The organism is Micromonospora sp. M51 (assembly GCF_018070305.1).
GTDB lineage: Bacteria > Actinomycetota > Actinomycetes > Mycobacteriales > Micromonosporaceae > Micromonospora > Micromonospora parva.
Map to the genome: position 1 here is coordinate 1 of NZ_JAGPXZ010000138.1, position 10,748 is coordinate 10,748.

Here is a 10,748-nt window from a genome sequence, read left to right on the forward strand (position 1 = left end):
GCCCGGTGCCTGTTCGCGGACGGCACCCTGCTGACCCCGCCGTCGCTGTACGTGCGGCGGGTGGTGGGTCGGCTGCCGGCCGCCGCCGGCCCGGCCGACCTGCTGGTGGAGGCGAGCGACGGCGAGCCGAGCGAACGGCACCTGTTCCGGGTCCGCACCACCATCGGCGGTGGGGTGGACGCGCGCCGGCTCACCACCGACTCCGGCTGGTACACCGCAGCGGTGGGTGGGGACGTGCTGGCCGTCGGCGTCGCGTCACTGGACCACGCCGGGGTGCGCTGGACGGTCCGCCGCGGCAACGAGGAGATCGCCGAACTGCAGTCGTTCGCCGCCACCCCGCCGTACTCCCCACTGCCGCTGCTGGAACGGGTGACTGATCGACGGCTGCCGGCGGCGGTGCTCTACCCGGACAACCACGTGACGGGCCGACGGCTGCCGGTGCTGCTGGACATCTACGGCGGCCCGGGGCACCAGGAGGTCGTGGCGGCGCGGGCCGCGTGGTTGGAACGGCAGTGGTGGGCCGACGCCGGGTTCGCGGTGGTCACCATCGACAACCGGGGTACGCCGGGCGTCGCCCCGTCGTTCGAGAAGGCGATCCACCGGCGGGTCGCCGACGTGATCCTGACCGACCAGATCGACGCGCTGACCGCACTCGCCGGCAAGCACCCGGATCTGGACCTGGGTCGGGTGGGGGTGCGCGGTTGGTCGTTCGGCGGGTGGCTGGCCGGGTTGGCGGTGCTGCGCCACCCGGAGCTGTTCCGGTGCGGGATCGCGGGTGCGCCGGTGACCGACTGGGCGCTGTACGACACCGCGTACACCGAGCGTTATCTGGGGTTGCCGGAAGACGGCATGGACATCTACGCGCACCACTCGCTGGTCGAGTTGGCCGGCGAGCCGGTCACCGGCCCGGACCAGGCCCGCCCGTTGCTGCTGGTGCACGGCATGGCGGACGACAACGTGGTGGCAGCGCACACGCTGCGGCTCTCCGCGGCCCTGCTGAGCGCCGGCCGGCCGCACGCCGTGCTGCCGTTGACCGGGGCCACCCACATGGCCTCCAATGGCACCGCCGAGCGGCTACTCCCCCTGGAGCTGGATTTCCTCCGCACCCACCTGCTGTAAAGGCCGCGATCACCAACGCTCCACGAGGTGTTCCCGGCCCGGCGGTGGGTCGTACGGCTCGGGCCAGTAGTCGATGATCTTGCTGATCAACCAGTGCTCGGACAGCTCCAGCCAGACGCACGCGTCCTGCTGCTCCACGCCGACGCGGACGTCGAGCCACAGGGCAGCGAGGCGGCCATCGACGATCACCCGTCGTGGCCGGAGGTGCCAGTCTCCGGGATACTCGGTGTTGAACCGCACGAACGCGTCCTTGCCGCGAATCCGCTCCCGGGTCTGCGGCATCTCGTAGACCACATCGTCGGTGAGCAGAGCCGCCAACCCAGACCAGTCGCGGCGCTCCAAGAGATCAACGTAGGCGTGGGCGGCCCGCCGGGCCGTCGAGGTGTCATCCACGGCGCGGACCCTAGCCGCCACCCACGACACGACGGCGCGCCCTCGGCGGGCGCAGGCAAGCCGGCGAGCGATACGTCAGGACGGTCCGCGGTGCCTTCAGGGGCGGGCGTCGAACTGGGTCCGGGCGTCGAAGACGCGGTCCATGTGTGTCTCCGCCCAGTTCTTGATCGCGACCATGACCGGGAACAGCTCATGGCCGAGCGGGGTGAGCGCGTAGTCGACGCGGACCGGCACCGAGAGGGTGACCGTGCGGGTGACCAGGCCGTCGCGCTCCAGCGTGCGCAGGGTCTGGGTGAGCATCTTCTGGCTGACACCGGCGATGCGGCGGGCGAGTTCGCCGTGCCGCAGCGGGCCGCCGGCGAGCGCCGGAATCACCAGGGCGACCCATTTGTCGGTGAGCCTGCTCAGCAGCTCACGGGTCGGGCAACCCTCCAGGAACGCGTCGTAGTCGCGTTTGGCCTGCTCGCGGCGTTGCGCCGCGGATGTCGTCGCCATCGATTCCCCCTCGGGTGCCCTAGGCACTTTACGGTACCTACTTACTGACAGTGCCTGTGATTCGTACGGTCGTGGTGATCAGAAAAAGCCACGAAGGAGACGGCGATGCGCGCGGTCAGTTATGCACAGTTCGGAGGGCCGGAGGTCCTGCAGGTGGTCGACGTGCCGATGCCCGAGCCCGGGCCGGGGCAGGTCCGGGTGCGGGTCGCGGCGTCGGTGATACATCCGGTCGATCTGATGATCCGCTCCGGTCGGTTCCCGGCCCCGCTGCCGACCGGCCTGCCGTACACGCCCGGCTGGGACGTCGCCGGCAGCGTCGACGCGGTCGGCCCGTCGGTCGAGGAGTTCACCATCGGCGACGAGATCATCGGCTTCTCGCCGTGGCTACAGACCACCGTCGGCACCCACGCGGAGTACGTGGTCCTCGACGCCGCCTGGCTGACCTCCGCGCCCACCGGTGTCCCCGCCACCGAGGCGGCGACGCTGCCGACCAATGGCCTCGCCGCCGCCCAGGCCCTCGACCTGCTCGCGCTCCCCGCGGGGTCGACGGTGCTCGTCACCGGCGCCGCCGGGCAGGTTGGCGGGTTCGTGCTGGCGCTGGCCCGGGCGACCGGTCTGCACGCCACGGGACTCGCCGGGGCCGACGACAAAGAGTTCGTCGAGTCGCTGGGCGCGGCGTTCCTGTCGCGCGCCGACGACCCGACCGGGACGTTCGACGCGGTCATCGACCTGGCGGTGATCGGCCCCTCGCTGCTGGACCTCGTCCGGGATGGCGGCGGCTACGTGGCCGCGTCACCCCCGCTGCGCCCGGTGCCGGTGCGGGGGATCCGGACCTCCGCGCTGGAGGTGCAACCGGACGGGTCCCGGCTGGGCGAGTTGGTCAAACTCGTCGCCACCGGCGACCTCCCGCTCCGGGTCGCTCACGTGCACCACTTCGCCGACGCGGCGACCGCCCACGAGCGGGTGGCCCAGGGCGGCGTGCGCGGCGGAGTGGTGCTCGTCCCCTGATCCGCCGCGCCGCCGCCAGACGGAAGGTCCCCTCCCGCCAAGAATGTCGAGAAGGGACCCTCCCCTGCCCGCGGTCAAGCTACCGCCTGACGTGCGCGTTCGGGATGTTCACGCGATGCTGGGCGCGGACAGCGGTCAGCCCTTGGGACTGGGGCCAAAGCGGTTCGCTCCGGGGGTGCTGTCCGATACGAAGAACACGATCAGGACGATGGCGCCCACGAGCGGCACCACGCCGATCAGCAACCACCACCCCGTCCGGTCGGTGTCGTGCAGGCGCCGCACCGCGACCGCCAGCGCCGGCAGCAGCAGCGCCAGGGAGGCGACAAGACCGATGAAGCCGGTCGACGAGCCCTCGAAGGTCAATCCCAGCGCGCTGTCCAGGATGGCGGCGGCAATGCTGACAAGGAATGTGAACAGGGTGAACCACCAGTACTCAGATCGGCGGGCCCGACCCGAGAAGCCGACGTACTGGCTGAGGACCGACTTGATCGCGGCACCGAAGGACATGACTATCTCCCGTTGTTTGAGGGGTTCTCAAGGTCATCGCGAAGGCAGCCAAGCAGATCGATATCCCGGGGTCAACGGCCGAGCAGCCGAGGAGCAGTAGCCGCAACGCCCACACTCTGAGAGGCGCAGCCAACATCACCGGGAGCGCCCGCACCGAAGTACACAGATTCCCCTCAACAGGCCACTGCGTCGCCTCACAATCACATTGGCACGAGGAACTGATTCGTGGCTTCGATGAGCAGGCTGCGGGTGCGGGTTCGGAGCCGCTGTGGCCCGCGCCTGAAGACCGATGCCCGAACGAGCTGAGTCAGTCGCCGACTCTCGGTGCCCCCCACATCGACAGGCAGAACGGGTGCCCGGCCGGGTCTGCGTACACGAAGCAGTGGTCCGCGTTGGGCTGATGCTCGAATCGGGTGGCACCGGCTGCCAGCGCACGCGCTCCGGTCGCTTCCAGGTCGTCGACGAAGAACTCGAGGTGCATCTGCATCCCCACCTCGCCATCCGGCCAGGTGGGGCGCCGGTAGTCGTCGACCTGCTGGAAGCCGATGTCACCGTTCGGCCCTTCCACCAGCGCCCAGCACTCGTCACCCTTCGCGACCCCGCCGGTGATCTCTGCGTAGAACCGCGCGAGCGCGATGGCGTCGGGAGCATTTACCGTCGTCAGGCTGAGCCTGATCAGGTTCGACATCAACCGATCCCTATCTTTTGGTATGTCGGCGTGAGTTCTTCCCAGCGCTCCGTCCAGCCGGGCGCTCGGGAATCGGAGCTCCAGCCCTCCGGATGGACCGGTCCGTCGACCTCCAGCGACCGACCGAGATCCTCGAGGTGGACCCGCCAACCAGAGGCGTGGGACGGGAGGTGCCCCGTCGGCAGGCCGCGCTCCTCGACCACCAGCCGAGTCCTGGAGCCCTCCTCGGTCAGCCACGCCTCGATCTGCCCCTCGTCGTCCGCACCCGGCTTCGTCGTCAGCAGCAGGTGGTGAGGCGCATCGCACAACTCGATGCGCGCGGGACCGGTCCAACTGCTCGTGAAGACGGCCTGGATGGTGCCGCCGACCCGCATGTCGCCGTCGACCCGGGCGATCCAGCGGGCCAGCCGCTCGGGCGTCGTACACGCCTCCCAGAGGTCGTCGATGCCCGTGTCGTAAAGGGTCTCGACCCGGACTGCTCCGCGGTTTTCATCGAGCGTCCGCATCGTCGCGATCGTGGTCATCGTCGCGCCTTCTTTCCTCGTGCGATCTCGGTCTGAAGAGCGCCGAGCCGGTTCTCCCAGAGCCGGCGGTACTCCCCCAGCCACTCGTCGACCTCGACGAGCGCCTCCGGGCGGAGGGTGTAGATCCGGCGCTGCGCGTCCTGCCGTACGTCGACCAGCCCGGCTTCCCGCAGTACGCGGAGATGCCGGGAGACGCCCGGACGAGCGATCGGGAGGGCCTCGGCCAGCTCTCCCGCACTCGCCGGGCGGTCGCGGAGAATATCGAGAACCGTGCGCCGACTCTCGTCTGCCAGCGCGTGCAACACGGCGTCCATGGCAGCTAACGTAACCGGATGGGTACGTATCCACAAGGTTACATTCAGCCCTCTCATGGCGCAGGTTGCAGCCGACTCACGCCGGTCTGGCCCTGGGTCTCACGTCACGCCGGCTCGATGGGCAGCCACAGTTCGCAGGTCGCGGTGCTGAAGTCGGCAGCGCGTTCGAGGATGGCAACCATCGATGGGCCCGGCCGCAGCCGCCACGGGTTGGACGGGAACCACTCGGTCGCGGTCGCGGCCCAGGTGTCCTGCAGGGCCTGCGGATGGGGTCCGGCGGTGCGGAAGACCGCCCACTGGCCGGCCGGCACCTCGATGGCGTCCAGGTCGTCGGGGACCGGGGTGTCCCGGGACACCGCGACCCCGTGCAGGTACGTCAGTTCGGTGCCCTCGGTGGCCTCGGCGTCGACGTCGTCGCTGACCTGCAGCAGCCCGGCGGGCTCGGTGTCGCTGAGCGCCTTGAGCCGGACATGCTCCTGCGGTGCCAGCCCGGCGATGTGCTGCTGGATGTGCGGGTTGATGCCCTGGTGGATGAGTGGTACCCGGGCGGCGTGTCCGACGAGCCGGAACGCGGGGCGGTCGGCGATGCGGGTGTCCATGGGGGTGCTCCCTTCGACGGTCAGGCGGAACCTGAGCTGCGGTTGTGTGCGAAGGGGGCCTCCATCGCGGCGTACGTCACCGGGGCTGGCACCGTGGACCGCCCGGAACGCCCGCCCGAACGCCTCGGTCGAGCCGTATCCGTGCCGGACGGCGATGCCCAGCAGATCGTCCTCGCCCCGAACGACGTCGGCGGCGGCGACGGTCATGCGGCGTCGGCGCACGTACTCGGACAGCGGCATGCCGGCCAACGAGGAGAACATCCGGCGCAGGTGGTACTCGGTGGTGCCGAGCGTCCTGGCCACCGCGTTGACGTCGAACTCCTCGGCAAGGTGCTCTTCGAGCAGGTCGACAAGCCTGTTGAGTGCCGCGATCACGAGGCCTCCTTTCGACGTCAAGCCTGACCGAAGGACCCTGCCCCGCACCCGACCGTAGCGGTCCGATCCGATCGGGGGCGCGGCTTCCCGGACGACGACAGGGGTCCCCTCCCGACGGCGTTGTCGGAAGGGGACCCCTGAACTTCTGCGCTGCGCCTTACGGCTTGACGTGCGCGTTCACGAACGACGGGTAGCCGAAGACGCTGGAGATGAAGACTCCGCCGGCCTTGGACCCGTGCACGTTGTACGCCACGTCCACGTAGAGCGGCACCACCGGCGCGTGCTCCTTCATGATCCGCTCGTCGAGCTTGGCCCACTCCGGGCCCTGGTCGGCCGGGGCGAGCGCCAGGATGCGGTCCATCTCGGCGTTGACGGCCGGGTCGTTGAAGAAGGACTGGTTGCTGTTGCCCTCGGCCTTGATGGTGCGGCCGTCATAGAGCACCGGCAGGATCGACGCCCCGCTCGGCCAGTCGGCAGCCCAGTTACCGATGTACAGGTCCCAGGGGTTGTTCTTCTTCTTGATCTCGTCGAGCTTGGCGTCGTCGGAGATGTTCCGCAGCGTGATCTTGAAGCCGGCCCGCTCCAGGTTGGCCTTGAGCTGGGCGCCCTGCTGCTGCTCGGTGGAGTTGTCGGCGACGCCGAGGACCAGCTCCGGCGTCTTGCCGCCGAGCAGCTCCTTGGCCTTGTCGACGTTGCCGTTGGGCCCGGCCGGGTACGCCTCGTACGCCTTGTAGCCGATGGTCGACGACGGCATCAGCGTGGTCAGCGGTGCGGCGACGTTCTGGCCGCCGAGCACCTTGATCATGCCTTCGCGGTCGATGGCGTAGTTGAGCGCCTGCCGGACCTTGAGGTCGGTGACCCGCTGGTTGTTGATGACCAACTGGTTGGCGCTCGGGGTCGGCGAGAGGATCGTCCGGGACTTGAGCGCGGCGTCTCCGGCCACCTTGGCGACCAGCGAGGCGGGCACGGTGTTGAACGCCAGTGCGCTCTGGTCAGCGCCGTTGTCGGCGATCACCCGGTTGTTGGCGGCGTCCGCGGTCGGCCCGAAGGTCCAGACGAACCGGTCCGGGTACTGGTGGCGCACCGGGTCGGTGTTGGCGTCCCAGTTCGGGTTGCGCTCCAGGGTGAGCTGGACACCCACCTGGTTCTCGGCGACCCGGTACGGGCCGGACGAGAACGGCTGCTTGTCCACGTTGATGCCGGTGTCCTTGTCGGCGGGCAGCGGCGCGGTGGTCGGCAGCGAGGCGGCGAACGGCAGGTCGCAGCGGGGCTTGGCGAACTCGAAGCGCAGCGTCTTGGCGTCCGGCGTGGAGAGGCCGGGCGGCAGCGACGTCTTGTTCTTCTTGAAGTCCCACTTGGTGTCGAACTGCGCGGTGTCGGCCAGCCACTCCTGGATGTAGGTGGGGCCGCCGGCGAGGTCGGGGTCGAAGGACCGGGCGATGCCGTACGCGATCTCCTTGGCGGTGATCGGCCGGCCGTCCTCGAACTTCACCCCGTCCTTGATGGTGAATTCCCAGACCTTGCAGTCGTTGTTGACGTTCTTGCCCGGGGTCTCGGCCAGGTCACCCACCAGGACCAGGCCACCCTTGCCGTCGTCCTTCCAGGTGGTCAGGTAGCGGGACCAGAGCGGGTTGGCCATGAGACCGGCGAACGAGTACGTCCGTTGCGGGTCGAGGTGGGAGATCGGCGATTCCCGGATGACGGTGAAGGTGCCGCCCTTCGCGGCGCCGCTCACCTCGGCCGCCGGCCCCTGCGAGTCCTTGGGGTCGGTCGCGATGACCCCGGTCTGCTTCCGGTCGGTGTCCACCGTCGTGCCCTCGCCCGTGTTCTTCGAGCACGCACCCAGTGCCACAACCAGAGCAATCGCGCCGCCTGCGGCAACCGCCACGCGTGGTCGCATGAAGTACCTCCTTCAGCCATGTGCCGTGCGGTTTCGTCGGGGCGAGAACCGCCGACGTCCCGAGGATCGTAAGGAAGAAAACCTACGAGTTGTGTAACAGTTGTCGATAAATTTCGCCATCCGTCGGCGTGGCGGGCACCGTGGGGTCAGCGCAGCCGGACCCGGGGGTCGATCACCGCGTAGAGCAGATCCACCAACACGTTCGCCAGGACGACGAAGACGGCCGCGATCAGCACGGTGGCCATGATGGTGGGCAGATCGCCCGAGCGCACCGCGTCCACCGCCGTACGCCCCAACCCCTGGATGCCAAACGTCGTCTCGGTGATCACCGTCCCGCCCAGCGCCCCGCCCACGTCCAACCCGGCGATCGTCACCACCGGAGTGATCGCCGCGCGCAACGCGTGCCGCCCGTACACGGTGGGTTTGGCCAGGCCCTTGGCCCGCGCGGTCCGGACGAAGTCCTCCGACAGCGTCTCCAACATCTGCGCCCGGGACAGCCGGGCGTAGATGGCCGAGAACAGGAACGCCAGCGACACCCAGGCGAGCGCCAACCCACTGGCCCATTTCGCCGGGTTCTCGAACACCGACGTGTAGCTGGGCACCGGCAGCAGCCGCAGGTTGTAGACGAAGACCATCAGCAGCACCGCGCCCACGAAGTACAGCTGCAACGACGCGCCGGTCAACGAGAAGCCGATGGCGGCCCGGTCCAGCCAGGTGCCCCGACGCAGCGCGGAGATCATGCCAAGACCGACACCGAGCAGCAACCACAGGATCGCCGCCGGGATCACGATGCTCAGCGTCACCGGCAGCACCCGGGCGATGGTGTCCGAAACGGCCTCGTTGGTGACGTACGACCAGCCCAGGCAGGGCGCGTCGCATCGACCACCCTGGGCGCTGCCCAGGTCCCGGCCGGTCACGATGCCCTTCATGTAACCGGCGTACTGGCTGATCAGCGGGTCGTTGAGGCCCAGGTCGTCGCGGACCCGTTCCAACCGCTCCGGGTTGCAGTTCTTCGAGCAGATGCTGCTCACCGGGTCACGCGGCAGGGCGAAGAACATCAGGAAGGTCAACACGCTCACCGCGAACAGGGTCAGCGTGGCCGAGAAGAGCCGCTTGAGCAGAAACCGCGCCATGGGGTACCCCCTACCGGGACGACTTCGGGTCGAGCGCGTCCCGCAACGCGTCGCCGAAGAGGTTGAAGGCGAACACCAGGGCGAAGATCATGACGCCCGGGAAGAACACGTACGCCGGGTCGGTCTGGAGGTAGTCCAGACTGTCGTAGATCATTCGGCCGAAGCTCGGCGTCTCATCACTGAGCCCGACGCCGATGAACGACAGCGCCGCCTCGCTGGTGATGAACTGCGGCACCGCCAGCGAGAACGAGACCAGGATCGGCGCCCAGATGTTCGGCAGCAGCTGCCGGAAGAGCATGTGCCCCAACCCGGCGCCACTGGCCTTGGCCGCCTCCACGAACTCCCGCTCCCGCAGCGCGATGACCTGCCCACGGACCAACCGCGCGGTGCGCGGTGCTGGTCCAGCCGAAGATGGCGAAGACGGCGATCAGCACACCCACCCCGAACGCGGACGACACCTGCCCCCGCTCGCCGTAGAAGCGCAGCGTGATGGCGGGGGTGAGGGCCAGCGCGATGATCAGGAAGGGCATCGCCAGGGTCAGGTCGGTGATCCAGTTGACCACCGCGTCGAGCCAGCCACCGAGATAGCCGGCGAGCGTGCCGAGCGTGACGCCGATCGTCGCGGTGATCAGCGCGGCGGCGAGCGCGATGAACAGCGACGTGCGCAACCCGTAGATCAGCCGGACGAAGATGTCCCGTCCCAGCCCCGGTTCCAGCCCGAACCAGTGGTCACCGGTGACACCGCCGGCGTACCCCAGCGGCATGCCGTTGCCGTCCAGCAGATTCTGGAACTGCTCCCGCGGCCCGACCCCGTAGAGCATCTCGATCAGCGGCGCGGCCAACCCCAACACCATGAAGAACACCAGGAGTACGCCGCTGACCACTGCCGTCCGGTCACCGCGCAGCCGCAGCCAGGCGAGCTGCCCGGGTGAGCGGCCGACGACACCCCTGGCGGCGGTCGTGCTCGCGTCCGGGTCGGACTCGATCTCGGCCAGCGCCACACCCTCCACCGGGGAGAGACTCACGACGACACCTCCTCGTCGACCTGGGTGATCGACCCGCCTGGTTCGGGGGTGGTGCCGGCCGTTTCCCCTTCGGGGCTCGTGCCGGCCGATTCCCCTTCGGGGCTCGTGCCGGCCGATTCCCCTTCGGGGCTCGTGCCGGCTGAGTCCCCTTCGGGGAAGTGACACGCGGTGGCCTGCCGGCCGCCGTCGCGCGGGACCAGCGCGGGCTCCTCGGTGGCGCAGATGTCCTGCGCCTTCCAGCACCGGGTGCGGAACCGGCAGCCCGACGGCGGGTCGAGCGGGGTGGGCACGTCACCGGTCAGCCGGATCCGGCCCGCCGGGCCGAGCTGGGTGACGTCCGGGATCGCCGAGAGCAGAGCCCGGGTGTACGGGTGCTGCGGGCGCTCGTAGATGTCCTCCCGGTCGCCGATCTCCACGATCCGGCCCAGGTACATCACCGCGACCCGCTGGCAGAAGTGCCTGATCACCGCCAGGTCGTGCGCGATGAAGACGAACGCCAGGCCGAGTTCCCGTTGCAGGTCACGCAGCAGGTTGACGACCTGCGCCTGGATCGACACGTCCAGCGCGGAGACCGGCTCGTCGGCGACGATCAGCTTGGGCCGCAGGGCCAGCGCGCGGGCGATGCCGATGCGCTGGCGCTGGCCGCCGGAGAACTCGTGCGGATACCT

The 10,748-nt window shown here is 69.3% G+C and carries 13 protein-coding genes and 1 pseudogene; 2 read left to right on the forward strand and 12 right to left on the reverse strand.

Annotated features, from left to right (window positions below):
* Nucleotides 1–1,119, forward strand: a 1,119-nt coding sequence (locus KBX53_RS10380) for a S9 family peptidase (protein WP_210858855.1), incomplete at its 5' end; no start/stop codon positions are given.
* Nucleotides 1,120–1,128: 9 nt separating this feature from the next.
* On the opposite strand, the gene KBX53_RS10385 is transcribed toward KBX53_RS10380, so the two are convergent.
* Nucleotides 1,129–1,542, reverse strand: a complete 414-nt coding sequence (locus KBX53_RS10385; protein WP_030337538.1) for a nuclear transport factor 2 family protein — start codon at nucleotides 1,540–1,542, stop codon at nucleotides 1,129–1,131.
* A 66-nt stretch (nucleotides 1,543–1,608) separates the two neighbouring features.
* A complete protein-coding gene (locus KBX53_RS10390; protein WP_210858857.1) occupies nucleotides 1,609–2,007 on the reverse strand; it encodes a helix-turn-helix domain-containing protein in 399 nt (132 codons plus the stop codon).
* Nucleotides 2,008–2,112: 105 nt separating this feature from the next.
* On the opposite strand from KBX53_RS10390, the gene KBX53_RS10395 reads away from it, so the two are divergent.
* Nucleotides 2,113–3,015, forward strand: a complete 903-nt coding sequence (locus KBX53_RS10395; protein ID WP_210858859.1) for an NADP-dependent oxidoreductase — start codon at nucleotides 2,113–2,115, stop codon at nucleotides 3,013–3,015.
* 135 nt (nucleotides 3,016–3,150) lie between these two features.
* Here the strand turns inward: KBX53_RS10395 and KBX53_RS10400 are convergent, their stop codons facing one another.
* The 10 genes and pseudogenes from KBX53_RS10400 to KBX53_RS10440 form a co-directional block, all read right to left on the reverse strand.
* Nucleotides 3,151–3,522 carry a DUF805 domain-containing protein gene (locus KBX53_RS10400; protein ID WP_030337534.1) on the reverse strand — a complete coding sequence of 124 codons (372 nt, stop codon included), beginning with the start codon at nucleotides 3,520–3,522 and terminating at the stop codon, nucleotides 3,151–3,153.
* A 307-nt stretch (nucleotides 3,523–3,829) separates the two neighbouring features.
* Nucleotides 3,830–4,210, reverse strand: coding sequence for a VOC family protein (locus tag KBX53_RS10405; protein WP_210858861.1), 381 nt, complete (start codon nucleotides 4,208–4,210; stop codon nucleotides 3,830–3,832).
* Complete coding sequence (locus tag KBX53_RS10410; protein WP_210858863.1) at nucleotides 4,210–4,734, reverse strand: SRPBCC domain-containing protein; 525 nt, start codon at nucleotides 4,732–4,734, stop codon at nucleotides 4,210–4,212. Before KBX53_RS10410 ends, KBX53_RS10405 begins: the two co-directional genes overlap by 1 nt.
* Complete coding sequence (locus KBX53_RS10415) at nucleotides 4,731–5,048, reverse strand: helix-turn-helix transcriptional regulator (RefSeq protein ID WP_030337527.1); 318 nt, start codon at nucleotides 5,046–5,048, stop codon at nucleotides 4,731–4,733. The genes KBX53_RS10410 and KBX53_RS10415 overlap by 4 nt, the downstream gene beginning before the upstream one ends.
* A 104-nt stretch (nucleotides 5,049–5,152) precedes the next feature.
* Nucleotides 5,153–6,022 (reverse strand): AraC family transcriptional regulator, encoded by an 870-nt coding sequence (locus tag KBX53_RS10420; protein WP_030337525.1) that lies wholly within the window; start codon nucleotides 6,020–6,022, stop codon nucleotides 5,153–5,155.
* A 157-nt stretch (nucleotides 6,023–6,179) separates the two neighbouring features.
* Complete coding sequence (locus KBX53_RS10425; RefSeq protein WP_030337523.1) at nucleotides 6,180–7,922, reverse strand: ABC transporter substrate-binding protein; 1,743 nt, start codon at nucleotides 7,920–7,922, stop codon at nucleotides 6,180–6,182.
* 146 nt (nucleotides 7,923–8,068) lie between these two features.
* A complete protein-coding gene (locus tag KBX53_RS10430) occupies nucleotides 8,069–9,055 on the reverse strand; it encodes an ABC transporter permease (protein WP_030337522.1) in 987 nt (328 codons plus the stop codon).
* A 10-nt stretch (nucleotides 9,056–9,065) separates the two neighbouring features.
* Nucleotides 9,066–9,392, reverse strand: coding sequence for an ABC transporter permease subunit (locus KBX53_RS36270; protein ID WP_309140745.1), 327 nt, complete (start codon nucleotides 9,390–9,392; stop codon nucleotides 9,066–9,068).
* A gap of 538 nt (nucleotides 9,393–9,930) precedes the next feature.
* Nucleotides 9,931–10,080: pseudogene (locus tag KBX53_RS37130) on the reverse strand (ABC transporter permease); the annotation flags it as partial.
* Nucleotides 10,077–10,748: ABC transporter ATP-binding protein (locus KBX53_RS10440; RefSeq protein ID WP_247675413.1), on the reverse strand; the 672-nt coding region annotated here is incomplete at its 5' end. The pseudogene KBX53_RS37130 and the gene KBX53_RS10440, both read right to left, overlap by 4 nt.

Bases quoted from the DNA above. Each gene is read 5' to 3' on its own strand.
- KBX53_RS10390 (WP_210858857.1), bottom strand. From the start codon at position 2,007: ATGGCGACGACATCCGCGGCGCAACGCCGCGAGCAGGCCAAACGCGAC.
- KBX53_RS10395 (WP_210858859.1), top strand. From the start codon at position 2,113: ATGCGCGCGGTCAGTTATGCACAGTTCGGAGGGCCGGAGGTCCTGCAG.
- KBX53_RS10400 (WP_030337534.1), bottom strand. From the start codon at position 3,522: ATGTCCTTCGGTGCCGCGATCAAGTCGGTCCTCAGCCAGTACGTCGGC.
- KBX53_RS10405 (WP_210858861.1), bottom strand. From the start codon at position 4,210: ATGTCGAACCTGATCAGGCTCAGCCTGACGACGGTAAATGCTCCCGAC.
- KBX53_RS10410 (WP_210858863.1), bottom strand. From the start codon at position 4,734: ATGACCACGATCGCGACGATGCGGACGCTCGATGAAAACCGCGGAGCA.
- KBX53_RS10415 (WP_030337527.1), bottom strand. From the start codon at position 5,048: ATGGACGCCGTGTTGCACGCGCTGGCAGACGAGAGTCGGCGCACGGTT.
- KBX53_RS10425 (WP_030337523.1), bottom strand. From the start codon at position 7,922: ATGCGACCACGCGTGGCGGTTGCCGCAGGCGGCGCGATTGCTCTGGTT.
- KBX53_RS10430 (WP_030337522.1), bottom strand. From the start codon at position 9,055: ATGGCGCGGTTTCTGCTCAAGCGGCTCTTCTCGGCCACGCTGACCCTG.